This is a genomic window from Nostoc sp. DedQUE07 (assembly GCF_034530975.2).
GTDB lineage: Bacteria > Cyanobacteriota > Cyanobacteriia > Cyanobacteriales > Nostocaceae > Nostoc.
This window is the reverse complement of record NZ_JAVRCC020000005.1, coordinates 92144-117729: the sequence shown is the minus strand read 5'-3', so window position 1 is coordinate 117729 and position 25586 is coordinate 92144. Positions and strand designations below refer to the sequence as shown.

Annotated in this window: 19 protein-coding genes and 1 pseudogene; 9 read left to right on the top strand and 11 right to left on the bottom strand. The window is 42.2% G+C overall.

Annotated features, from left to right (window positions below; all coding sequences use genetic code 11):
• Nucleotides 1–476: 476 nt before the first annotated feature.
• Entirely contained in the window at nucleotides 477–2144 is a 1668-nt protein-coding gene (locus tag RMZ95_RS05930) for an MBL fold metallo-hydrolase (RefSeq protein WP_322684965.1), read from the top strand.
• Nucleotides 2145–2236: 92 nt separating this feature from the next.
• Here the strand turns inward: RMZ95_RS05930 and RMZ95_RS05925 are convergent, their stop codons facing one another.
• The 5 genes from RMZ95_RS05925 to RMZ95_RS05905 all read right to left on the bottom strand — a co-directional run bounded on the left by RMZ95_RS05925 (nucleotide 2237) and on the right by RMZ95_RS05905 (nucleotide 5908).
• Entirely contained in the window at nucleotides 2237–2548 is a 312-nt protein-coding gene (locus tag RMZ95_RS05925) for a DUF6679 family protein (protein WP_012408115.1), read from the bottom strand.
• 575 nt (nucleotides 2549–3123) lie between these two features.
• Nucleotides 3124–3342 (bottom strand): hypothetical protein, encoded by a 219-nt coding sequence (locus tag RMZ95_RS05920; RefSeq protein WP_322672909.1) that lies wholly within the window; start codon nucleotides 3340–3342, stop codon nucleotides 3124–3126.
• Between the two features lie 271 nt (nucleotides 3343–3613).
• Entirely contained in the window at nucleotides 3614–4402 is a 789-nt protein-coding gene (locus tag RMZ95_RS05915) for a Nif3-like dinuclear metal center hexameric protein (protein WP_322684966.1), read from the bottom strand.
• A 32-nt stretch (nucleotides 4403–4434) separates the two neighbouring features.
• Nucleotides 4435–5184 (bottom strand): hypothetical protein, encoded by a 750-nt coding sequence (locus RMZ95_RS05910; RefSeq protein WP_322684967.1) that lies wholly within the window; start codon nucleotides 5182–5184, stop codon nucleotides 4435–4437.
• A gap of 310 nt (nucleotides 5185–5494) precedes the next feature.
• Entirely contained in the window at nucleotides 5495–5908 is a 414-nt protein-coding gene (locus RMZ95_RS05905; RefSeq protein ID WP_322684968.1) for a secondary thiamine-phosphate synthase enzyme YjbQ, read from the bottom strand.
• Nucleotides 5909–6107: 199 nt separating this feature from the next.
• Between RMZ95_RS05905 and RMZ95_RS05900 the strand changes: the two genes are divergently transcribed.
• Nucleotides 6108–6854 (top strand): class I SAM-dependent methyltransferase, encoded by a 747-nt coding sequence (locus RMZ95_RS05900; RefSeq protein WP_322684969.1) that lies wholly within the window; start codon nucleotides 6108–6110, stop codon nucleotides 6852–6854.
• Nucleotides 6855–7222: 368 nt separating this feature from the next.
• Here the strand turns inward: RMZ95_RS05900 and RMZ95_RS05895 are convergent, their stop codons facing one another.
• The gene (locus RMZ95_RS05895; protein ID WP_322684970.1) at nucleotides 7223–8308 is read right to left on the bottom strand and encodes a glycosyl transferase; all 1086 of its coding nucleotides are present in this window, start codon (nucleotides 8306–8308) and stop codon (nucleotides 7223–7225) included.
• Between the two features lie 83 nt (nucleotides 8309–8391).
• Nucleotides 8392–9585, bottom strand: a complete 1194-nt coding sequence (locus RMZ95_RS05890; protein ID WP_322684971.1) for an aminotransferase class V-fold PLP-dependent enzyme — start codon at nucleotides 9583–9585, stop codon at nucleotides 8392–8394.
• A 23-nt stretch (nucleotides 9586–9608) separates the two neighbouring features.
• On the opposite strand from RMZ95_RS05890, the gene RMZ95_RS05885 reads away from it, so the two are divergent.
• The 3 genes from RMZ95_RS05885 (at nucleotide 9609) to RMZ95_RS05875 (ending at nucleotide 13017) form a co-directional block, all read left to right on the top strand.
• Nucleotides 9609–9797 (top strand): hypothetical protein, encoded by a 189-nt coding sequence (locus RMZ95_RS05885; protein WP_322672903.1) that lies wholly within the window; start codon nucleotides 9609–9611, stop codon nucleotides 9795–9797.
• A gap of 274 nt (nucleotides 9798–10071) precedes the next feature.
• Nucleotides 10072–11436 carry a histidine phosphatase family protein gene (locus RMZ95_RS05880; protein ID WP_322684972.1) on the top strand — a complete coding sequence of 455 codons (1365 nt, stop codon included), beginning with the start codon at nucleotides 10072–10074 and terminating at the stop codon, nucleotides 11434–11436.
• Nucleotides 11437–11715: 279 nt separating this feature from the next.
• Nucleotides 11716–13017 carry a dihydroorotase gene (locus tag RMZ95_RS05875; RefSeq protein WP_409882162.1) on the top strand — a complete coding sequence of 434 codons (1302 nt, stop codon included), beginning with the start codon at nucleotides 11716–11718 and terminating at the stop codon, nucleotides 13015–13017.
• A gap of 177 nt (nucleotides 13018–13194) precedes the next feature.
• Here RMZ95_RS05875 and RMZ95_RS05870 read toward each other — a convergent pair whose 3' ends face one another.
• On the bottom strand, nucleotides 13195–13917 hold the full coding sequence (locus tag RMZ95_RS05870) for a HAMP domain-containing sensor histidine kinase (protein WP_322684974.1): 723 nt from the start codon (nucleotides 13915–13917) through the stop codon (nucleotides 13195–13197).
• A 50-nt stretch (nucleotides 13918–13967) separates the two neighbouring features.
• Here RMZ95_RS05870 and RMZ95_RS05865 point away from each other — a divergent pair, with 50 nt between their 5' ends.
• The 3 genes from RMZ95_RS05865 to RMZ95_RS05855 are packed head-to-tail and all read left to right on the top strand — an operon-like array spanning nucleotide 13968 to nucleotide 20745.
• Complete coding sequence (locus RMZ95_RS05865) at nucleotides 13968–18611, top strand: PAS domain S-box protein (protein WP_322684975.1); 4644 nt, start codon at nucleotides 13968–13970, stop codon at nucleotides 18609–18611.
• Nucleotides 18568–19653, top strand: coding sequence for a response regulator (locus RMZ95_RS05860; protein WP_322684976.1), 1086 nt, complete (start codon nucleotides 18568–18570; stop codon nucleotides 19651–19653). Before RMZ95_RS05865 ends, RMZ95_RS05860 begins: the two co-directional genes overlap by 44 nt.
• 12 nt (nucleotides 19654–19665) lie before the next feature.
• On the top strand, nucleotides 19666–20745 hold the full coding sequence (locus tag RMZ95_RS05855; protein WP_322684977.1) for a response regulator: 1080 nt from the start codon (nucleotides 19666–19668) through the stop codon (nucleotides 20743–20745).
• 7 nt (nucleotides 20746–20752) lie between these two features.
• Here the strand turns inward: RMZ95_RS05855 and RMZ95_RS05850 are convergent, their stop codons facing one another.
• The 3 genes and pseudogenes from RMZ95_RS05850 to RMZ95_RS05840 all read right to left on the bottom strand — a co-directional run bounded on the left by RMZ95_RS05850 (nucleotide 20753) and on the right by RMZ95_RS05840 (nucleotide 22304).
• The gene (locus RMZ95_RS05850) at nucleotides 20753–20911 is read right to left on the bottom strand and encodes a hypothetical protein (RefSeq protein ID WP_322684978.1); all 159 of its coding nucleotides are present in this window, start codon (nucleotides 20909–20911) and stop codon (nucleotides 20753–20755) included.
• Nucleotides 20912–20974: 63 nt separating this feature from the next.
• Nucleotides 20975–22024: pseudogene (locus RMZ95_RS05845) on the bottom strand (DUF6745 domain-containing protein).
• Complete coding sequence (locus tag RMZ95_RS05840; RefSeq protein ID WP_322672895.1) at nucleotides 22011–22304, bottom strand: hypothetical protein; 294 nt, start codon at nucleotides 22302–22304, stop codon at nucleotides 22011–22013. The pseudogene RMZ95_RS05845 and the gene RMZ95_RS05840 overlap by 14 nt, the downstream one beginning before the upstream one ends.
• Nucleotides 22305–22821: 517 nt before the next feature.
• Here RMZ95_RS05840 and topA point away from each other — a divergent pair.
• Entirely contained in the window at nucleotides 22822–25473 is a 2652-nt protein-coding gene (gene topA, locus RMZ95_RS05835; protein ID WP_322684980.1) for a type I DNA topoisomerase, read from the top strand.
• Nucleotides 25474–25586: the final 113 nt, after the last annotated feature.

Sequence of the window (25586 nt, the reverse complement as noted above, 5' to 3'; positions counted from 1 at the left end):
GGAAGCACTAAATTAATATAGGAAAGTCTTTGAGTAAAGGGCAGCAGACAAATGGATGTAAAGCTGATTCTAGCTGGATTAACAGTTATATTTACACTTTCGTGCTTATTTTTTGGCACGAAGAATGGATTCTATGATTCAGATAATTATCATGGCAATGGCTCCGCACATTGAGATAAATCTGTAGACGCTCGATCGACTTCCCGGAGGGTGAGTTGGCTAAGAGCGTTCAAAACTTGTAAAGGGAAAAGAAACCAGAGGCAAACTGCTGTAGCTCCTAGTTTGATAGCTTCTGGTTAGCCCACCTTTTTGAACCAGTGCGGGTTCGGTGCAGGCGTCCTCCCCAATCAAAAATCTGTATTCTCAGGGTGTAGGGGCGCATAATAAAACTTACCCCTAAGTCACAAAACCAAAATTTGTGTAACTTTTGGCTTTTGGGATATGTCCATGACGATGAGGTTTGAGGGGAGGAGAGCATGAGGGATAATCTATCGGCATCCTCTCGCGTAGATGCTGCGGAAACGGGTAGTGAATTAGAATGTTTGCCCTATAGCGTCCAGCATGACAATGAGGGCGTGTGTTTGTTGGTGAAAATGGGCCCGCACCGCATCCTATTAGACTGTGGTTTTGAGGATATTTCATCGTTGGTTAAGGGGCTTACTAAATCGGGACGTGGAACTAGTTCGCCCCTACCAGCAGATTTAGTTTTGATTAGTCACGCTCACCCAGATCACGCCAAAGGCTTACTGGCGCTGCATACAGCTTTTCCCAAGTTACCGATTTATGGTAGTGAAGTAACTAGCAAGTTACTACCGCTGAATTGGGTAGATGAAGACCCTGAGAAAATTTCCCAATTTTGTCATGCCTTGCCATTGCGATCGCCTGTGGAATTCCAAGATGGTTTGGTGGCAGAATTATTTCCCGCCGGACATTTACCAGGAGCAGTAGCAATTCTCCTGACTTATACCACCCAGCAGCGTACTTACAAGCTACTGTATACAGGGGACTTTTTCTTATCGAACTCCCGACTAGTAGAAGGTTTGCGTTTAGAGGAACTGCGGGGTTTAGATTTGGATGTGCTAATTATTGAAGGTAGTTATGGCACATCCCGTCATCCTCACCGCCGCAACCAAGAAAATCAATTAGCCGAGCGAATTAATCGAGCGATCGCTGACCATTGTTCTGTAATCCTTCCTACCCCGGCTTTAGGATTAGGTCAAGAATTATTAATGCTCTTGCGATCGCATCACCACTTCACCGGACGAGATTTAGATATCTGGGTAGATGGTGCTGTCGCCACTGGATGCGATGCATATCTTGAACTGCTGCCCCATCTCCCCCCATCGGTACAGAACTTCGCCCGCCATCAACCCTTGTTTTGGGATGAACGGGTACGTCCCCGCGTGCGTCGTCTACAACCAGAACATCGTCCCAGTGTAGGTAAGTCACCTTGTATTGTCCTCACCGACTCGACATCTGATTTAGGCGAACACTGCCAACTAGACACCGGGCCTTGGCTGATTCTCCTACCAGAAAAAATTGATATAAAAGTTAACAAAGAATATTTAGCGCCCACCACTCTTGAAACTTATCTCTTAGCTCAACATAGCGATGGCCCTGGTACTACGCAGCTAATTCATAATTTGCGACCCCAGCACGTGATTTTTGTCCACGGTTCCCCTGCCTACTTGGCAGACCTGACTAGCTTAGAGGAGTTGCAAAACCGCTACCACGTACATTCTCCGGCGGCTGATACCTTAGTAGAACTACCCATCGGCGACACATTTTTACAACCAGCAGCACCTGAGACTAACTACGAAGGCGAACTGACAGAGTTAGGAACAGTAATCACAATCACCCTACCCAATGTGATTACTGCAGATCAGCGTTGGCGGCAATTTGCCGATACTGGTTTAATCGAAGCTCGTTGGCAAGGGGAAGAATTAGTATTAAGGGGATTGTCTCAACGAGAACTGCTCAACCAAAACAGCGATCGCTATACCTGGACAGATGTAGACTGTTGTGGTACTTGCCGACATCAAAGGGGGCAGCGGTGTTGGAATCCAGCTTCCCCGTTGTATAACTTTAAAGTAACTCTCGAAGGTTACTGTCCTGCTTTTGAAGGCTTGAATGATAGCCAATAGTCATTAGCTGTTTTGTCCTTTGTCCTTTGTCCTTTGTCATTTTTGACCAATGACCAATGACTAATGACTAATGACTAATGACTAATGACTATTTATTCTGGATTCGAGTCAGTGTAACGGTTGTGGATGCGCTCTGCTTCGGGACAATCTTCAGTCATCAGAGGTTCTACATTACCGCGCGGTACTGAAGCCAATTTTTGCGTTACAGCACCAATGCTCTCGAGGCGAACCATTTCTTCCCAAGAACAAACTTCGTCCTCTTCTTCTGTTTCATAGCGTAGGGTCACTAAATCTCCCTCTATGTCTATGATGCGGGCGCGTTCAATCCAGCGTTGCTGGTCCCGCAAGAAAACACATACCTCGCGCCCATCGCAACACAGTTGATAAATCTTGCGGTGTAGCATGTACTGTTTCTGCCTTTTTAAACAACGTAGTTAAACCTGTCAAAATCTGGGTTCTACCCCATTACATTACACCTTTAAGAGGTTTATTTCACCGTTTAGAACAAGTGCGCTTCATAACCCAATCCCAAGATTTGCTTCTATTTGTCAAAATATCAGGATAATGTTGGGTCATAAATCAATGGTTGCTCTAACAATGAACTCAATCTCCCTCCAGCTTATTCTAGGGAATGTCTGCTTCTATAAAAGTCAAACAATTCGGTACCTGTCCTAACCAGGTTCATATTTGCTGCTGAGTCATTCTTACCATTATGTAATAAAGAATACTCCAAAACAATTGTTGATTGCGGTTGTTTAATTTGCCTACTTTTAATCATTGGCATTACTGGGAAGTCCGGGGACTTGGCTTTACTTTTACCCACTTGTATCTGATCTTAACTCATTCTCTTGCTGACCTTGATGCTTTTCGACAACAACACCCAAATAGTTTTGAGTTTTTCAGGCAAAAACCTGAAAAAAGGCAACAGCGTCAGGGAAGAGTAAAGGAAAAGACCATGAGAAAATTCTACTCTAGAAGTTTAGGAGGATTTATGTGGTAAAGGAAATTCTATAAGCACGTTTGACGAGGATGCTTCTCGTTTAATTTTTCCGACGCGAACTGCATCGTATAGGGTTGCGAGTTCTGGCAAATCCTCTGGCTGATAGCATTTAGTGGCTAGCACCTGCTGGAGTAAACCCTCAGATTCAACACTCAGATATCCAGTTTGGAAAGCAGATGCGATAATTGTGCGAATCATCTTGATTAGGGCAGAATGAGCAAATTATTAGGTCTAGTGTGGAACATTTTCCTCTTTTACTAATTGATATGAAACATTAATACTGTGTGATTAGTATTACGCTCAATCAGTGATTAATATCACAATATGAGTTTTGGATACTTTAATATTACACAGATAAAAGGGCACAGGAATTTTCAGCATCAATGTTGAAAAGCCGAATATTTTAACAGAATAAAAATACAACAACTTTTTCAAAAAGCATTGACAAAATATAATGAGACATCAGCAATCAAGCAAAAAACTGGCGGAAATCTTCATCTTTTTGACTTAATTGCACCCAGTCTAAGTTTAAAGATTGGAATTTTTGCACTAAGCGATCGCAAGCGGGACGTTCGGTAGCGTAATGTCCGGCATCGATTAAAATGATATTGCGGTCGCGGCTTTCTTGAAACTGATGGAATTTACAGTCAGAAGTTAGATAAGCTTGGGCACCTGTTTTGGCGACGGCTGAAATGTAACTAGCCCCCGAACCACCCAAAACAGCAACTCGTGAAATTGTTTGCTGTAAATTAGCACTTGGGGAAAAAATCAAATTAGGGGGAGAAAGTCGGGTTTGAATGGTTGCGAGTAATTCCTGTAATGTTAGAAATGGTTCTAGCAAACCAACACGACCATATCCTAATCCTGCTTGTGTAAGTTCTATGGGAGTAACTTCTTTGAGTTCTAAAATCTGAGCTAAAACGTCAGCAGTCCCATCTTGCACTTGGTCAAAATTCGTGTGAGCAGTATAAATACCAATATTATGGGTAAATGCTAACCGTACCATTTCAGCGATCGCTTCACCAGTACGTAAAGATTTGAGAGGATTAAAAATCAAAGGGTGATGGGCAAATATCAGATTAGCATTTTTTGCGATCGCTTCTTGCATTACCGCCAAAGTCGGTGTCAAGCATACCAAAACCCGTGTTTCTTCCTGCAAAACTCCTGGTTCAATTTGCCAGCCACAATTATCCCAACTTTCACACCAAGCAGGATTCGCCCATGCTTCAAACCAAGTAATTAAATCAGCAATTTTCATAATTATTTTCTTCAGCAATTTTTAATTACTAATCAGCGTCTCTGTGGTTGAATATTTAATTTTAATGCTAATTGTTGCCGCATTTCCTGAAAAGGTTTATTCCATACAGGGCTAGCATTCCAGTTCCATACTGCTACTGGAATAAGTTGTTCTTCAGCAAGATAAGTTAGCAGACGGTATTCATCTTCTGGTTCGCGAGAAAAGGTGAAAGGGTTGCGGTAGCCCGTCTCACACAGTTTATAAGATACGACCTGACCATGCTTAATACGTTGTAAAAGTTCCTTACCTTTGATGAGTAAATAATCTAAAAATAACAGACTAAAAGGCTCTATATGTGCGCGTTTTTGTGGCTCTTTTTGTACCCATCTTGCCCACTCAAACCCATACATAAAATCATGAACATAACGAAAGCGAATTTCCGTTTTATTGCCGAACATCTCTGTTAGACAAACCATTTTTTCACCAAAAGTTTTTAAGAATGCAATAGCGCCTTCCTCTGCATTTAAAGCTTGCCTAAGCATACTGCTTACCAGAAAATCGAAATCCCAAAAGATGTTTTCTGGGAAGTTTTGCAATTGAGTACGGACTATGCTTTCGAGAGTTTTTTGAATACTTGTGATAATTTGAATGTCACTATTTTGTTCCACAATCAAATTTTCTAATTCTGTGAAGCTGGTAATTAATATTTTTTTAGGACTCAGTGACAATAATTTAACAGGCTGCTGGGCAAGGATTTCATCAATAATCTGAAAAGTATTAGTTGGTGTTAGTTTTTGCTTCATAGTAATAGTAATAGCCCAAGCAGGTTACATAACTATTATTTTATATGAGAATAAATAAGTTATTAAAATTATATAAATAAACTTAACTTTTAAGTTTACAAACTGACATGAAATATTCAGTGTATGTCTAGTTAATTATCAATAAAGGAATTTTCCCATCCCAAAAGTGTAAAAATACTTAGTATAGTCTCCCAAAAGTTAAGGTTTTGGAATTATTGATTATTGACTTTGGACAAGCTGCACAAAAAAATAGGACACTTGCGTAAGTCCTAATAGAATTTAACTACGATTTCTAAATTTAAGAAATTTGCTATGCAGAAATGTGCACAACTAGTTCTCTAGAATGACTGCGTTGACGATGTTCCCAAATATAAATTCCCTGCCAAGTTCCTAGTACTAAGTGGCCGCGATTAATAGGTATATGTTCAGAAGTATGGGTAAGTGCAGTACGAATATGTGCCGGCATATCATCGGAACCTTCGGCATCATGAATGTATTTACCTGATTCTGGCACAAGTTTTGCCATAAAATTAGCTAAATCTACAAGTACATCAGGATCGGCATTTTCTTGGATTACTAAACTAGCTGAAGTGTGGCGCAAAAATAAAGTACAAAGGCCGGTTTCTACTCCCGATTCTGCAACTATAGCTTCAATTTTTGCGGTGATGTTTTGAAAAGATTTGCCAGTAGTAGAAATTCTGAGTAACTTTTGATAGTGAGTCATGTGGAATACTGAAATTAAGGTATTATAAGCATATTAAACAACTTGTTCTTGCGATCGCCACACGACTCAACTATTATTAAAATTGGCATCTAATCAAAATATCGTGTCCACGCTCAAAATTAATAGTCTAAAGTCCAGTATAATTAATATCTACCTATAAGATTTTTTTGCTTCAAGAGCCGACTTTGACGAGGGTTTTATGAATATATTTGCCGACAATCCAGCAAACTATTATGATTTATTATTTCAATATATTTACACTGAGTACCACGATGAGGTTGTTAGAGCTCTGTTTCCTATAATTAGATACTCTAATAATATCCTAGAGATAGGAGTAGGTACAGGTCTAGTAGCAGAAAGAGTCTTAAAACTAAAACCGAATTGTAACTTAACAGGAATTGATATTTCTAAACAAATGTTAGATGTAGCAAAAAAACGACTGGGAAATAAAATTAAATTAGTCAAATCTGATGTTCTTAATATGCAACTAGAAGAGAGTTTTGATCTAGCTTATTCAAATAGTGGCGTTTGGTTTTTTTTAGATACAAATACCGACAATGAATACTTACTATGTAGTAGTATTAATAGTATTGAAAATAATGTAATAGCATTAAGGCGTGTCGCTGAACATCTCAAAATGAATGGTCTATTGGTTCTGAGCGCTCAAGGTATGCATATAGATAGGGTAGAGAAATTACCAGGAGATATAATCCATCAGGTCAAAGTTTCAAAAACAGATACAGGCGTTAAGAAGCAGTATCTCTGGATCAGAGAAAACAATGGTGAAATAATCAGCGATACAACTGCTGATTTGTTAATTCTTGATAGCAATAAAACAAAAGAATTGATGGAGCAGTCTGGATTTGAAGAGATTGGCATAGAAGGGAATAAAAAACTTATGAAAAACTTTTTACTGTCAAAGTTTCATATTTACCAGAAACGTTAACAAATAATTGTTTTGCCCAAAACTTACAAACACAGCAATTTGTGAAATTTGTTCAGCGCTCAGAGCAAACTCACTTAAACAATGACGAATGGCTACGCATTAGTCATATTTTTTTTAATAAAAGAGTGAAAATGTATAAAGTAGATATAGCAGTAGTTTTAGTAATTGAAGTCAAGAATTGAGAAGTAGGTAATTTGGGTAAAAGCCAGGGCCGAATGCATTTAAATATAGATTATAGCAACTTTTAGGATTATTTATATTCTTTTGAAATCTTTTTTAGTTTTTATTAGTAAAGAAGATGCGTTTGCCCTGGGGATAAGTTTTGTTAGTAATTAGCCAATCTTATCTATTCTGAGGAATATTATCTACTATCTTTTAATCTGGCAATAATTGATAACAGCTTGAGCTATAGTTTCATTACCATCCTTAGCAATTGGTTGAGATTGCCTTGGAGGTTGAGGTAACTCATGGAGAAAATTCCAAGTTCCTTGAAAAAACTCAGATGGGGTGATGATTTGATGCTGATTATAATTAGCTATGCCTTCTACAATAAAAGTTGCTTCGGCAAAGTCTTCACGCGGTATGGTGACAATTGGTGCTCCTAGTATTGTGGCTTCCGAAAAAGTACTATAACCAGGTTTAGAGACGACTCGACCACAAATAGGCATAAAATCTACAGGGCGGTATTTGCGGTCATTAATTTTCAATAAATTAGGTAAATCAGGGGCAGATCGATCGAATACGATAAATTGCCAATCTGGAAATCGCTGTAAGTTATCATAAGGGATTTGCTGTAAACCCAACCCGCCAAAGGTTAACAAAATGGTTTTTTCGACTGGTGCAGTTATTCCCCAAAGAGAACGTAAATCATCAGGAGAGTGACGGGGGGAACCGCCTGTTAAGCCGACATCTGTGATATTATTAAAGGCTGGCATTGGTTCGTGGAAAGGAAGACGAAACAGGCGATCGCACTTTGAATACCAATCACTAATCCAATCTGCAACTGCGGTAAATTCGCCTCCCCAATCTCGGTAGATAAAGTCCCAACCAAAGTTACTCATCATCCAGCAGGGAATATTTGCAGCTTTGGCAAACCCAGGAGCGAGGAAGGGAATATCTGCCAAAATAAGATCGACGCGATTTTGGCGGATAAAATTCACTTCTGAGGCAATCAGCGAATTTTGATGCTTCTGAATATCGAGCAACTTTTCTAAAGTCGCTACTTTATCCATTGTCAAACTATCTGTTTGCACCACACCCAAATCAAATGCACGAGGACGATAAATAAAATCGCCTTCTATATAGCACTCTAACAGCCAGCGTGGGGCAGTACTCACCACAATTAGCAGAACTTCTGGGCATAACTTTTGAATTGTTGCAGCTACAGAAGCCGTGCGGGTAGCATGACCAAAGCCGTGGTTAGTTATGGCTAAGTATAAGATTGGGCGTTCCATTTTCTTTTATAGTTAGGAGTTAAGAGTTATGAGTTAGGAGTTGAAATCATAATTTATACACGCTAACTTACAACTCATAACTTTTAATTAATTTTGCAAAAATTTTGAATCGCCTCAATCAATTGGTCGATTTCCGATTCTAAAGTAAAGTAATGGACGCTAGCACGTATACAGCTAGGATCGGCAATTGTCCGAGTTAATATTTTTTGTGAGTCCAAAAATTTTACTAACTTCAAATTAGCTTGAGGTTGATTATTTTCAAGTTGAAAGGAGACTATACCACTTTCAGGTGGGGAAGTTCGCAAACATTTAATATCAGGTAACGCCGTCAATTGTCGCCAGAGATACTCACTGTTATGACAAATTTGCTCATAACGTTCCTGTGACGTTCCCCATTGCTGATGAATTGCGATCGCTTCCTTCAAACCAAGATACAACGGATAAGCTAATGTAGATACTTCGTATCGTCGCCCATCTGGAAGCCAATCTACAGGTTGAGATTGACTATCTACAACAACACCATTCAAGCCAATAAACGTAGGTTTTAGGCTTTCTCGTGCTTCTGGCCGGACATACAAGCCACCAGCACCCGCAGGGCCACATAACCATTTATGACCAGTGAAAGCATAAAAATCTACTCCCAATTCAGTCAAGTTTAAAGGCAATAAACCAGCAGACTGAGCAGCATCTATTAATAGTGCAGAATGATTATTTCTGCATACTTCGGCAATTTTGTCTAGAGGTAAAACTTGACCGGTATTCCAGAAAACATGACTCAATATTACTAGGCGGGTATTGGGGCGCAAGTGCTGGGCAATGATGGTTACAGGGTCGCCCTCATTTAAAGTCGCTTTTAGGGGACAAGTGGTAACTTCTACAGAGAATCTCCGCGAGATTTCTCGTGCTGTAGCAATTACGCCTGGATGTTCGCAGTCTGAGAGTAGCAGATGATCGCCAGCCCGCCATTCAATGCCCCACATGGCGATATTACAGCCAACAGTGACATTTTGAGTGAGAGTAATTGTTTCAGATGGTGCATTTAACTCCGAAGCGATCGCAACTCTAGCGGCTTGAGTTTGAGGTGCTATCCAGCTAAACGCCTCATTGCCAAAGGGGCCTATTTGCTGAACGTAAGCTTGAGTTTGGGCGATCGCATCCATTGCCCTTTGGGGCATGGGCCCTTGTCCTCCATAGTTAAAATAAGCCTTATTCCCTAAAGCGGGAAATTGCTCTCGATGACGATGCAGCTTGATTGGTGATGCAGAAATACTAGTCATAATTCACAAGGGATATCTGCTGTTTGCAGGCTATTGATATTCAAAAGTATTTTGACCGTTTCTCATGCCGACGTTACGGTATCCGCCCGACTGGCAATGCTGGATACAAGACTTCATGGATTACATCTTCGATCGTATTTCCGGCGATCGCACCCAATCTATTATCAATAGTGAGTGATAATGACTCTCACGATATCCCTATTCATGTCTAGAATTGCCTCCAGTCTACCATCTACAGTCAAAGGATGGAACTATTAACAGATAAGAATGAATGCCCTGATGACAAAGATGGCTAGAATGCTTGTACTGTAAGGAGTCATTTTAACTCAGAGTATTACTTGGAGTAATTAGGAAGTAAGATAAATCTGAGCATATATTGAGCATTAAAAATGAGTATAAATCTATACTTTTAATGTGCAACTATGCACTTAATTAATTAATTTGAGCATTAATTGAGTATTTTTTGTAAAAATAAGGCTGAAGCTTTTGAAAAATAAAACTTTAAAGGTCATCATTGTGCGCCACGGTCAAAGCGGTTATAACACTGAGCGGCGCATCCAAGGACGCACTGATGCGTCAACATTAACCGAAAAAGGTCGTAAGGATGCAAGTCTAGTAGGCAAAGCCCTCAGCAATATCTTATTTAATACGATTTACAGCAGTCCTTTACAACGAGCGAAACACACAGCAGATATTATCCATAATGAGTTAGCTACTCATGCTCAAAAATCTGCTGTAGTTCAAGTTTCTGATTTGCTACTAGAAATCGATCTACCTTTATGGGAAGGATTGCTGACTGCCCAAGTCAAGCAAAAATTTGCTGAAGACTACCGCACTTGGCATCAACACCCCGACGAACTGCGAATGTTGCTTAATGATGCAGAAGGAACAAGAGAACATTTTCCCGTTCTTGCTTTATACGAACAAGCACGGCAGTTTTGGCAAGAAATTTTGTCTCAACATCAAGGCGAAACCATTCTCATAGTGGGACATAACGGAATCAATCGCGCTTTGATTAGCACAGCGTTAGGAATCCCTCCCAGTCGCTACCACTCAATACAGCAATCTAACTGTGGTATCACCGTATTAAATTTTGCTGGAGGATTAGGCGAACCAGTCCAGCTAGAATCTTTAAATCAGACGCAACACACCGGAGAAACTCTACCTTCATTGCGACCGGATCATCAAGGAGTACGATTGTTACTAGTGCGTCACGGTGAAACCGACTGGAATCGCCAAACCAGGTTTCAAGGACAAATTGATGTCCCCCTCAACGACAACGGTAGACAACAGTCACAAAAAGCCAGCGAATTTCTTCAAGATGTAGCAATTGATAATGCTTACAGTAGCACAATGCTGCGCCCTAAAGAAACAGCAGAGATTATCTTAAAACAACATCCGGATGTAAAATTAGAATTGCAAGATGGTTTAAGAGAAATCAGTCATGGTCTCTGGGAAGGAAAATTAGAAACAGAGATAGAGCAAGAGTTCCCAGGAGAATTGCAGCGATGGCGGTTGATACCAACGCAAGTGCAAATGCCTGAAGGGGAAAATTTACAACAGGTGTGGGAGCGCAGCGTTGCAGCTTGGCAATCAATTCTGCAAGCAGCATCAAATAATCAATTCAAAACTGTATTAGTAGTAGCTCATGACGCTACTAACAAAACCTTGCTTTGTCACATTCTGGGTTTATCGCTGGAAAACTTCTGGAGTTTTCGTCAGGGTAATGGTGCAGTCAGTGTTATCGACTACCCTGCTGGAATCGATGGTTTACCAGTACTGCAAGCAATGAATATCACTTATCACTTTGGTGGAGGTGTACTAGATAAAACAGCAGCGGGAGCGTTGTGAGTGCTGTTAGCGTCAGCGGGGCGTTTAGCCCGTGCTGAGTTCTGAGTAAGAAGGAGTTAGAAAAAGTGAGGAGTGAAGAGTGAGGAATAAAGTTAGAAGCAATGACTGAAAAACAAATAACTTATCAGTAGCTAGACGTAAATAAATTAAAGTTTGTAGTAAGGACTTTAGTCCTATAATCCTTTCTTTGAGCGATGAATCGCTCACTACGAACTAGGATTTTACTTTATGTTTAATTATGCCTACCTACTTAACTCCTAACTCATAACTAAAACTTTTATGATTGAACTGCTGCAAAAAGTACGAGTAATTGACCCTGTTTCTGAAATTGACGAACTCTTTGATGTACTGATTGCTGATGGTTATATCCGAGAAGTGGCTTCGCACATTTCTGACATCAGTTCCGATACTCAAATCAGAGATTGTCAGGGATTAGTTCTCGGCCCTGGGTTAGTCGATTTGTACAGCCACTCTGGTGAACCTGGTTTTGAAGAACGGGAAACCCTCTTGTCTTTCTTACAAGCTGCTGCTGCTGGCGGCTTTACTAGAGTTAGTATTTTACCCGATACATCCCCAGTTATTGATAACCCTGCGCTTGTGGCATTGCAGCACAAGAGAGCAGAGGGGCAGAGGGGCAGAGGGGCAGAGGGGCAGAGGGGCAGAGGGGCAGAGAAGAGTTTGTCTCCCCTGCTTCATATCTGGGGTGCTATCACCGTAGATGTTGCTGGGAAGCAGATGACGGAATTGGCAGATTTAGCGTCTGCTGGAGTTGTTGGTTTTACTGATGGTAAGCCCTTAGAAAATTTGGCGCTGGTGCAGCGAGTGTTAGAGTATCTCCAGCCTTTGGGCAAACCAGTAGCATTTTGGCCTAGCGATCGCCAGTTAACAGCCAATGGTGTAATGAGAGAAGGGACAAATGCTCTCCGTTTTGGTTTACCCCCAATACCCACCAGCGCGGAAACAACTGCGATCGCAGCTATGCTTGAATTGGTTGCAACCATCGGCACACCAGTTCATATCATGCGTGTTTCCACAGCTCGCAGCGTGGAATTAATTGCTTCAGCTAAAGCGGCTGGTTTACCCATCACCGCCAGCACCACCTGGATGCACCTTTTACTTGATACAAAAGCAGTTAAGAGTTATCACAGCAGCTTGCATTTAGATCCGCCTTTAGGTAATCCCAGTGATATGGCGGCGTTACGTACAGGGGTACGTGCGGGTGTAATCGATGCGATCGCTATCGATCACACACCCTACAGCTACGAAGAAAAAGTCCAAGCCTTTGCCGAAGCGCCTCCAGGAGCAATTGGTTTAGAATTAGCACTACCTCTTTTATGGCAATATCTCGTTGAAACTGAGGAATTTACAGCTTTAGAATTATGGCGGGCATTGAGTACCAATCCAGCAGAGTGTTTGGGGGAAAAAGTAAGTGCGATCGTACCTCATCAACTAGCGGAACTTACTTTATTTGATCCCCAGCAAACTTGGAAAGTCGAACGGAAAAGTCTTTATACACTTTCACAAAATACACCTTGGTTAGGACAACAGTTGAAAGGTCATGTTGTGCAAATCTGGTGTTAAAAAAACGCACTTCAAACCACTGAATAATAACTTGGCTATTTTATTGTGATTATATTGGCAAGTACACCCTAGTACTGCAAGGCGGAATTCAAAATTCAAAATTCACGCATTCAAAATTAATACAGCGTAAGCATTTACATTGGTTTTGAATGGGTGGTTTATTTACGCCGTACTGTACTAGCAAGGCAAACTAACACTTACAATAGTTCCTTTCTCAGGAATGCTATCGATTGTAAATTCACCACCATATAATTTAACTATATGCTGAACAATAGCCAGTCCTAAGCCAGAGCCTTGTTGCTCCCATAACTTTCGATTAAATTGTACAAAAGCTCCAATTTTACTAATCTCTTCAATTTTCATTCCTTTGCCATTGTCAATTACATATAAATTAAATTTGCTACCTTCTATCTTACTTAGAATTTGAATTTTGCTGCTTGGTAAAGAAAATTTGAAAGAGTTATCCAGTAATTTTTCAATCAGAATACTCAAATTTTCTTCTGACAATTGTACTGTAGATTCTTGGATCTCTAATTTTAAATCTTTTGATCTACAGTTTTCTTTAGCTTTTTTAAAAGCTATTTCAATAATAATCTTTTCAGCCAAACATCTATCTTTTTTTTCTTTGAATTGACGAGTTTTTTCGAGACTTTTAGTGATTAATTCCAGATTACTATATAATAAAAACCTTTGAACTAGTGCATTCAAGCGATTGGCAGATTTGTAAATTAATTCGGCAATTTCGACTTCTTCAGAGTCAGGCATGAACTCACAATTTTGTATTAACAACTGTGACATACCGAGAATACCATTTAAAGGCGTATTCAGTTCGTGAGGTAATGAGTGAGCAATATTCATTCTCAGGTCGTCTAGCTTTGCTTGAGTTTGGCGCTCAACCAAAGCGTGTTTATCAAGACGAGAAGCGAACGCATTGAGTATATCGTCGATTTTTGGAGCAAGACAGCCTGTATACCTACCGCTTTTTGGAATTTGAGACGAGAACGCCAGCACTGAAATGGTGTCAACAGGAGATACCAGATATCATTTTGCTAGATTTTGCGTTGCCCGATCGGGATGGACTGAAGTTTATTCAGCAGTTTCGGGAATGCCATAGCAATACTCAAACTGCTGTAATTATGCTGACAGGACAAGGGGATGAAATTACTGCTGTCCGTGCGATGAAAAGTGGTGTGCAAGATTATCTGGTTAAAAAGAAACTCACATCTGAAGTTCTTCAAGGTGCAATTCATCATGCCATTGAGCGGATGGATTTGACTCGACAGTTAGAACAAAGTCGGGAACAACAACAACTGATTGCTGCGATCGCCTTACGGATTCGTCAGTCTCTAAAGTTAGAAGAGATTCTGCGTACCACAGCCACAGAAGTGCGGCAGTTTCTCAAAGTAGATAGAGTAGTTATCTATCAATTTCAGCCGGATATGAGCGGCACAATTATGGCAGAGTCAGTGCTTCCTGGTTGGACAGTGGCTGTGGGAAAGCAGATTCTAGACACCTGCTTTCACAAGGGAGCCAGAAGTGACTATCGTCAAGGGAAAAAACGAGCAATCGACGATATTTATCAGGCTGGCTTAACCAATTGTCATTTGCAGCTTCTAGAACAATTTGAAGTTAAAGCCAATCTAGTAGTACCTATTTTGGTCAAAGAGCAATTATGGGGATTATTAATTGCTCACCAATGTAGTGCGTCTCGTCATTGGCAATCAGTAGAACTAGATTTGTTAGATCGACTAGCGGTGCAAATAGCGATCGCCATTCAACAGGGAAGTGCGTATCAGCAACTACAGGCAGAACTAGCAGAACGCCAACGGACAGAAGCAGCGCTAAAAGCCAGTGAAGAAAAACTCAAGCTGACCCTGAGTTTTGCTGGTATTGGCTATTGGGAATGGAACCCAATCACTAATCAAATATTTGCTAGCGAGAATGCAATTCGCTGTTTTGGTGCCGATCTGAGTGATGTGAACTGGACTTATGAAAAGTGGCGGGGTCAAGTACATCCAGAGGATCGAGAATGTATTGAGCAGCAACTGAGGCAGGCGATCGCCACACAAACCGATTATGCTGTGGAATACCGAGTTGTCTGGCAAGATGGCAGTATTCATTGGGTATCGGCAAAAGGACGGGGAGTTTACAACGCAACCGGACAATTACTGCGAATGCTGGGCGTGCTGATAGATATCACAGAACGCAAGCTCTCAGAGGAGGAACGGCGGCGGGCCCAAATGCTGCGAATTGAATTACATCTTCTGGAGCAAATTCTTGAAGTCGGCCTAGCAGGTTACTGGGACTGGGATATTCCCGGCAATCAGGAGTACTTGAGCTTAACCTTCAAGCAGATGTTCGGCTATGAAGATCGTGAGTTGCCAAATACACCAGAGAGCTGGCAACGCCTGATTTTTCCAGAGGATTTACCAGGTGTTCTGGAACTTTTTGAGCAACACGTCCAAAGTCGCGGACAAATCCCCTTTTACAATGAGGTGAGATATAGACATAAAAATGGTTCTACCGTTTGGGTCATTTGTTCCGGTCGCGTCATTGCGTGGGATCGAGACGGCAATCCCCTGCGGATGATTGGTTGTCATATTGATATTACACAGCGCAAACAGGCAGAAGCTCAATTGTTAGCGATCGTTAATTTGCAACAAGCTATTTTAGATGGCACTGACTATGCCATTATTTCTAATAACTCAAATGGCATTCAAACCTTCAACGCAGCTGCTCAGAAAATGTTGGGCTACACAGCAGATGAAGTTGTTCGGCAAATAAATCCAACTACATTTCACGACCCAGATGAACTCAAACAACGAGCAGCAGAACTCTCGTTGAAATTGGGTAGGGAAATTGCACCTGGTAGGGAATTTTTTACTATCGTCACTCAAGACGGAAATACCTATGAAAACGAATGGACTTACATTCGTAAAGATGGCTCTCGGTTCCCTGTATTTCTGTCAGTAAAAATTCTCCAGGATCTAGAAGGAAACAATATCGGCTTTCTGGGTATTGCCAAAGATATTACCCAGCAAAAACAAATAGAAACAGCCCTGCGAGACAGCGAACTCCGTTATGCAAATTTGGCAGAAGCGGCTCCTGTAGCTATTTTCCGACTGGATGCCTTTGGTAACTGCATCTATGCTAACGATCGCTGGAGTGAGATGACTGGTAGACCAACACAGGCAGCATTGGGGATAGGTTGGCTACAGGCTTTGCACCCAGAAGACGCCGAGCGTTTGGGGAGGGAATGGTCTCTAAAATTTGAGCAAGAACCTGTTAACCCAAGGGAATTTTATCAGAGTGAGGGCAGACATCTACGCCCAGATGGCAGCATCAACTGGTTCTATGTCCAAGTGCTACCCGAAATCAACACCAACGACACCATTATTGGCTACATTGGCACACTGACCGATATTAGCGAACAGCAAGCCGCGCTGCGCGAACGCAAGCAAGCAGAAGAACAGTTGCATCACCTCTCCGAACGGCTAACCATAGCTATTAGCTCTGGAGGATTTGGTATTTGGGAATATGATTTGGTCCAAGCAAAGCAGATTTGGGACGATCGGATGTACGAACTGTATGGAGTGAGCAACACTGATTTTGACGGTTCTTTTGATGCTTGGTTAAACTGCCTGCACCCAGACGATCGCCCTTATATGTTGGAAACTATAGAGCAAGTTTTGCTAGGAAAGCAAGAATATAATGTCGAGTTCCGCATCGTTCAACCAAGTGGAGAAATTCGTTATCTTAAAGGCTACGGCATTCTCAAGCGTGCCCAACAGGGTGAACCTGTACAGATGATTGGGGTTAACTATGATATCAGCGAACGCAAACAAGCCGAAGAGGAACTCATCCACAATCGGGATTTGCGAGAAGCAATTTTTAACGAATCTGCCGATGCCATTTTTCTAGTCGATCCGCAAACCCTGCTCACCCTAGATTGCAATCGGCGGGCAGTAGAAATGTTTGAGGCGGTTGACAACGCTGAATTGATCGATATCAATGGGCAGACACTCCAGTTGCGGCCATTCACTACCAACGAAACGGATGCGATCGTCAGAGATATGCAGTCAAAAGGTTTCTGGAGCCTAGAGATTGAATATATTACTCTTCAGGGTAAGATTTTCTGGGGAAACATTGCAGCCAAGCCGATTACTGTAGCCGGACGCACCATGAATCTAGTTCGGATCGCTGATATCAGCGAACGAAAAGAGGCACAAGAGGCATTGGCGAAATATGCCCATGAGGTCGAAGATTTATATAATAATGCTCCCTGTGGCTATCATTCCCTCGATAGCGAAGGCCGATTGCTCAAGGTCAACGAGACTGAACTGCAATGGTTGGGTTATACGCATGAGGAAATGATTGGTCAACCCCTGCTGAATTTTTTCACCCCAGCCAGTCGCTTGTCCTTCGCACAAAACTATCCTCACTTCAAAAAGCAGGGTTCGTTGAAGGATGTGGAATTTGACATGATTTGTAAAGATGGCACAGTTTTCCCAGTGCTGGTAAGCGCTACTGTTGTCAAGGATGCAGAGGGTAACTATCTATACAGCCGCACCACCCTGTTTGATATCCGCGAACGCAAACAGACCGCGCAAGAACTGGAAGAATCACGTAAAATGCTGCAAACTGTACTAGATACATTTCCGCAACGTGTTTTCTGGAAAGACCGCCAATCACGCTTTCTCGGCTGTAATCCAGCATTTATCGACCATTCTCAACTGACAGCCGATGAAATTATCGGCAAGACCGATTTTGAATTACCTTGGGCAAAGTTGGCACACCTTTACTGTGCAGACGATGAGATGGTGATGAATACTCGAACACCTAAGCTAGGCTATGAAGAGCCATTTGAAGGGGCTAATGGCGAACAACTCTGGCTACGAACTAATAAAATTCCCCTGACCAATAGCGCCAAAGAGGTGATTGGCGTAGTGGTATCTCACGAAGATATCACAGAACGCAAACAAGCCGAAGCACAATTGCGGCAAACGAATGAGCAGCTTGCTAACGCCAATATGGAACTTGCCCGCGCCACTCGCCTCAAAGACGAATTTCTCGCAAACATGAGCCATGAATTGCGAACACCTCTTAATGCGATTTTGGGTATGTCAGAGGGCTTACAAGAAAGTGTATTCGGCTCCATTAATGAAAGACAAGCAAAAGCGATCGCCACTATTGAGCGCAGTGGCAGACACTTACTAGAACTAATCAACGACATTCTAGACTTGTCTAAAATTGAATCTGGCAAACTGGAACTGCAACTAAGTGATGTTTCTGTTAGGAGCCTGTGTGATACCAGCCTTGCCTTTGTCAAACAGATGGCTTTGAAAAAAAATATTCGTCTTAGTAATCATATTAGTAATCATATTTCTGACAATATTGACAGCATCCAAGTAGACGATCGCCGCCTGCGTCAAGTACTGATCAACCTGTTAAGTAACGCTGTCAAGTTTACGCCAGAATGGGGATCTGTAACGCTAAAAGTCAGGCTGGAGGGGGCAGAGGGGCAGGGGAGCAGGGGAAGTAAATTCTTCCTTGTTTTCCTCATCTTTCCCAAATCTCTGCTTCTATATCACTGACACCGGCATCGGTATCGCCCCTGAAGAAATTGGCAAGCTGTTTCAGCCTTTTATCCAGCTTGACAGCAGCCTTAACCGCCAGTACAGTGGCACTGGTCTAGGTTTGGCACTGGTACAAAAGATTATTACCCTACATGGAGGAAGAGTCTTAGTTAGCAGTGAAGTTGGAAAGGGAAGTTGTTTTACCGTTCGCATTCCCTATCGTACCAGCGATAATCTTCTCAGGACGCAGGTAACTACTTCATTACCTAGCTATCCCTTAATTGCTGAAAATGCTCAAGTTGTGATTATTGAAGATTCTGTGGCGGCGGCCGATCAGATTACTCGTTATTTCAACGAAATGGGAATGCAATCTATCATCTATCCCCAAGGTGAAGGAGCCGTAGAAGAGGTGGTGCGAGTTCAACCTGCTCTAATCATTCTCGATCTACAACTACCGAATCTATCGGGTTGGGAGGTGCTAAATCAACTCAAGACCAACCCAAAAACCAAAGATATTCCAACGATCATCATTTCAGTTGTGGATGAACATAGCAAAGGACTAGCTCAGGGAGCGTTTGAATATCTGGTCAAACCCATTACCCGCGCTCAACTTCAGGTAACTATAGAGAAATTACAACATCCTGCCCGTTCTAACTCGCCAAATTTAATTGTATTGCCAGAAGTCTTTTTGGAAACTCCTTTGATTTTGTTGGCAGAAGATAATCAAGCAAATATTGATACGATGTCTGGCTATCTTGAAAGTCGAGGGTATCATCTCATTTTGGCAAACAATGGACAACAAGCTATCGATTTTGTCAGAGTTCAACGCCCTGACTTAATTGTGATGGACATTCAAATGCCGGGAATGGATGGGTTGGAAGCCATCCGCCACATTCGTAAAGAATCACAATTTATGCATATTCCCATAATTGCACTAACGGCGTTAGCTATGCCCGGCGATCGCGAAACAAGTTTTGCAGCTGGAGCTAACGAATATTTGACCAAACCCGTAAAACTTAAACAGCTTGTAACCACAATTCAACAACTTTTAGGAAGGTAACGGAAATTCTCGATGGATAATCAACTCTCTATTTTAGTAATCGATGATGAACCCGATAACTTTGATGTAATTGAAACCTTGCTGGATGGTGAAAACTACCAGCTATACTACGCTCCTAGTGGTCAACAAGCTCTAAACCGCCTCGACAGTTTTCAGCCCGATCTGATTTTATTAGATGTGATGATGCCCGATCTTGATGGGATGGAAGTCTGCCGACGCATCAAAGCCAATCCACAATGGCAAGCAGTGCCGATTATTATGGTGACAGCATTAACCGATAAAGAAGATTTGGCTCGATGTCTGGCGACGGGTGCAGATGACTTTATTAGTAAACCCGTCAATGGTGTGGAATTACGAGCTAGAGTTCATTCCATGTTGCGGATTAAACAGCAATACGACAACATGCAAGTATTGCTAAAACTGCGAGAAGACATGGTAAATATGATTGTACACGATCTGCGAAATCCACTTACCAGTATTGTTTTAGGCGCAGAGATTCTACGGTTGTCAGGTTTGTCATTTGAACAGCATCAAGGAAAAGTCAATCAAATTTTAGTTGCTGGACAACAACTACAATCGTTGATCGACAGCTTGCTGATCATGGCAAAGCTGGAATCTGGGAAAATGGTTCTCAACTACACAGAAGTAGACCTTTGTACGCTGTGTATGTCAGCATTGGCAGATATTGAGGCGATCGCTAATCAAAAGAACCTGACTCTGATACGCGAACTACCCGAACCTGGTGGTATTGTTGCAGTAGATGCAGTTATCTTTCGTCGAGTGTTGGATAACTTGCTCTCCAATGCCATTAAATTCTCCCCGTCCAAGTCTCAAGTCACCCTACGGGGAGAGTATTTAGCAGCAGGTGGTGTAAAAGTGCAAGTCGCTGATTCTGGTTCGGGAGTAAGTCTGGAGTTACGACAAATCATTTTCGATAAGTATGAAATTGGAACTTCGATACCAGAAGTTTCGCAAATTGGTTTAGGATTGGCTTTCTGCAAAATGGCGCTCGAAGCCCATTCCGGTTCAATTACTATTGAAGATAATTATCCAAATGGTAGTATCTTCACTGTACTACTCAAAAATAAATAATTAACTCTCAAGTTACTGCATTTAAGAATTTATAGTATGTCCTTTCTGCTAATGTGACATCTAGTATGAATGGATTGTCATTACCTTGAAATTTAGCGATCGCTCTCCACTTCTCCCGATAAATTGGAATCAAAGCCTCTTGCTCAGGTGTTAGCGTGTAAATCATTTTTACTAATCAAAAACTTTCATCTACTTGAACAATTTCTAAATGGGGAAGTCCTTTAAGTAATTATGTTTGCACGCCAAATGTCTCTGGATCTACACCCCAATTTATCCAGCTAATTGCTTCACGCGCTGAGTTCATATTTGGTGGAACTCGCAAGGCGTGAATAAACCCTGTACTAGGGCAAGTCATTTTTAATAAATAAATCGGCTCGATATCCACATTGTTATCAATTCCTAATAGTGTATATTCATGCCAATTATCTAATTCAATAGCTTGCAATTCTTCGCAAATTCTAGCGTAACCGATACCCTGAATTAGTACTCGCCGTAGCTCTGCGTTTTCCTCTGATAAAAGCCATTGAGATTGCCATTGTTCAGGGTGGATATTACCATATTTTTCAGGTAAGGTTACATCGTGATAGAAGTAAAGGCTAAATCCATCGGCATACTCTATTGCGGGTTCGCCTTCCGCGTGGAGGCGATTTTGATTGTCAAAGCGCAGGTGAAGGGGGCGATCGCATACTATACAAATTTTTTCAAATGTAAAAATCCAACCACAATCCTTAATTATCGCCTGAAATAAATTTCATTTTCTTGAGTTATGAGTACAATTTAACACTGAAATACAAAAATCCTTATCAATTCCATTAAGAAGGATTTTTGTAGGGGAAATACAGCAATCTACTAATGATGCTACATCTTGCTCTGTATCATCTAATTCATTTATTAAAGGTATACCTAAATACAATGAATCTTGCCTTAATAAAATATAAGCATCGCTAGAAAATTCTGCACTTAATTTATTAATAATTTCTATATGTAGCTGTTGATATATCTCACGCAAACCAAAAATTAACTTCCATAATCCCTGATATAACTTATATTCCAATTTGCTCTTCAAGCCACCATTAATAGCAGCCCAAGCAGCATAGGGACTATCAAAAAATAAAATCTCAGGCTTAGATAATCCCACAAATACATAAGCAGCTTTTACTACCTTGGCCGCTTTTTCACGATCAATCCGCTCAGTTGAAAGCGCGATCGCTCTCCACTTCTCCCGATAAACTGGAATCAAAGCCTCTTGCTCAGGCGTTAACTTTTCAATCAGCGACATATCGCCAACCTTCAGGCTCATATTCTCGCTGAATTTTCACTATCCAATCACCTTGGGGAATAGAAATAGCTTTATGCTCCTCATGGGCAAGCAATGCCGACTCTGAAAACACACGTAAATAAAGTGTGCTATCTTTCTCGTATAATTCGGCGTTTCCCTCAGTAATGCGATGCTTATGCCCCGTAACTTCGCCTTCTGCCAAAGTTAAGTGAGGTATTTTTTGTCCTTCAACCTGCTGCACAGGTAGTAAGATAACATCACCCTGACGAATTGGTTGCATAGTTTTGCTTTCCTGATATAGGTATAAATGCTACTTCGGTTTTCCTCTCAAGTTTGGTTTAATTTTGGCACAAGCTTTATTAAAGTGGGGCATTGGGCATGGGGCATGGGTCATTGGGCATTGTGAAGAGGAAGGATAAGGAGAAAGACTTGTTATAAGTACTCACTCAAGTCACCTTGTCTCCCTGTCTCCCTGTTCCTTGCTTTCTCATCTTCCATGCCCAATGCCCCATGCCCCATGCCCAATTTCCCAATTAAAGAATATTTTGAAAACTGTAGTCGCCAATTATGCGTTAGATAAGTTAAAGATTGAAATAGCTGGAAATTCACACCCAGCGTATCCTCATTTATCCTCTGGGACAGACTGGGCATTAAGTTCAGCGGATTTTCTCCCAAGCAGGCAGTTTATGTGAGGATTAAATCACCGCCCTAAGCGTGACCATTTATCTTGACAATTTGTAAAAGTTACCTCAATTTGACTGTTTAGCTTAGTAGCTCTTCTTTTTATTGAAATTTCCATGTCAACTCTCGTCATCGTCGAATCTCCAACCAAAGCTCGTACCATTCGCAACTACCTGCCAGCAGGCTATCGGGTGGAGGCGTCTATGGGTCATGTGCGTGACCTACCCCAGTCGGCTAGTGAAATTCCCGCTGCCGTTAAAGGGGAATCATGGGCACAGCTAGGGGTAAATGTGGACGCCGACTTTGAACCGGTATATGTTGTCCCGAAAGACAAAAAGAAAATTGTTACCCAGCTCAAAGATGCCCTCAAGGATGTAGATGAACTGATTCTGGCAACGGACGAAGACCGGGAAGGTGAAAGCATTAGTTGGCATTTATACCAACTACTGAAGCCGAAAGTTCCGACTAAGCGGATGGTGTTTCACGAAATTACCCAAGAGGCGATCAAAAAAGCTCTGAAAGACTGCCGCAATATTGATGAGCAGTTGGTTCGCGCCCAAGAAACGCGGCGAATTTTAGATCGACTGGTGGGCTATACCCTGTCTCCCCTGCTATGGAAAAAAATCGCCTGGGGATTATCTGCTGGGCGGGTACAATCTGTAGCTGTGAGGCTTTTAGTTACTAGGGAACGCCAACGCCGCGCTTTCCATGAGGGTACATACTGGGATTTGAAAGCTAGTTTGTCAAAGGAAAAAACCCCCTTTGCTGCCCAGTTGGTAACACTGGGAGGAACCAAAATTGCTAACGGCAGCGATTTTGATGCCGCAACCGGACAAATTACCGCAGGTCGTAATGTCTTGTTGCTAAACGTTGAACAAGCGGTAGCCCTCAAGGAACGCCTAACTGGGAAAACCTGGAATGTTAACGACATCGAAGAACGCCCAGTCACGCGCAAACCGTCGCCACCGTTCACCACTTCGACGTTGCAACAAGAATCTAACCGGAAACTGCGTCTCTCAGCCCGTGACACAATGCGGGTTGCCCAGAATTTGTACGAGCAAGGGTATATTACCTATATGCGGACAGATTCGGTGCATTTGTCAGACCAAGCGATCGCAGCTGCTCGCAGTTGTGTAGAAAAGCTCTACGGTCAACAATACCTCAGTCCCCAACCCCGGCAATACACCACCAAATCCAAAGGCGCACAAGAGGCGCACGAAGCAATTCGTCCAGCGGGTAGCACCTTCCGCACCCCCCAAGAAACTGGTTTGGGCGGTCGAGAACTTGCCGTTTACGATTTGATTTGGAAGCGGACTGTTGCTTGTCAAATGGCTGATTCCCGGCAAACTCAAATTACCGTGCAATTGCAAGTCGAGGATGCTGGATTCCGTTCTTCTGGCAAACGGATTGAATTTCCCGGATACTTACGTGCCTACGTTGAAGGTTCAGACGACCCAGAAGCAGCACTGGAAGACCAGGAAGTTATTTTACCAAATCTGAAAGTGGGCGATCGCCCCGATTGTACAGAACTGGAAGCAGTTGGACACGAAACCCAACCGCCAGCTAGATACACCGAAGCAACTTTAGTGAAAACCTTAGAAAGCGAAGGTATCGGTCGTCCCAGTACTTACGCCAGCATCATTGGCACCATCATCGACAAAGGTTATGCCCATTTAGTAAGTAACGCTCTTATTCCTACCTTCACCGCTTTTGCAGTCACCGACTTGCTGGAAAAACATTTCCCGGATGTTGTCGATCCCAGTTTTACCTCGAAGATGGAGCAAACTCTCGATGATATTGCCACAGGTGAAGCGAAATGGCTACCCTACTTGCAGCAATTCTATCTGGGAGACAAAGGACTGGAAACGCTGGTAAAAGAGCAGGAAAGTCAGATTGATGCCACCAAAGCTAGGACTGTAGAACTTGAAAATTTAGATGCCAAAGTCCGCATTGGGAAATATGGCCCTTACATTGAAGTCGAAAACGGTGAGGGGGTGATCACTGCCTCAATTCCCAAAGACTTGACACCAGCCGACCTCGACCCCAAACAGGTAGAAGTATTGCTGCGGCAAAAAATCACAGGCCCTGACCAGGTAGGCCGTCATCCCGAAACTGGCGAACCGATTTATGTGAAAATTGGTGCTTACGGGCCTTATGTGCAATTGGGTGACAAAACCGACGAAAACCCCAAACCGAAACAAGCCTCCCTACCTAAAGGTGTTACCCCAGAAACCGTTACCCTGGAAATGGCTGTTGGTCTATTGGCACTACCCCGGACATTAGGAGTTCATCCAGTTACTGGCGGCAAAATTCAAGCAAGTTTGGGACGCTTTGGCCCTTATGTGGTTCATGACCAGGGTAAGGAGGGGAAAGACTACCGCTCCCTGAAAGCTACTGATAATGTCTTGACAATTAACCTAGAACGTGCATTAGAACTGTTATCCGAACCAAAAAAGGGGCGCAGTTCCACCAACAGCAAGTCAAAGGCAGCTTTACGCGAATTGGGTACGCATCCAGAAGATGGAGAAACAATTAACATCTACGATGGTCCCTATGGCCCTTACATCAAGCATGGCAAAACTAATGTCAGTATTCCAGAAGGTCAAACGGTAGAAGATGTAACCCTGGCGGCGGCGCTGAACTTGTTGGCAGCTAAGACATCGACCGGAAAATCGACTCGCAAAACGAGTAAATCAACGACTTCCAAATCTAAGTCAACTGCGAAATCATCAACAACCGCTGCAAAGAAAAAAAGTACAGAAGGCTAGTGCTAAGTCAAACAATTTTGGATTTTAGATTTACGCTACCGTAGCGTTAGCGACAAAGGCGTGTCTTTTAGATTTATTTCGCCCATAACGGGCAAGGCATGAATCTCAAAATT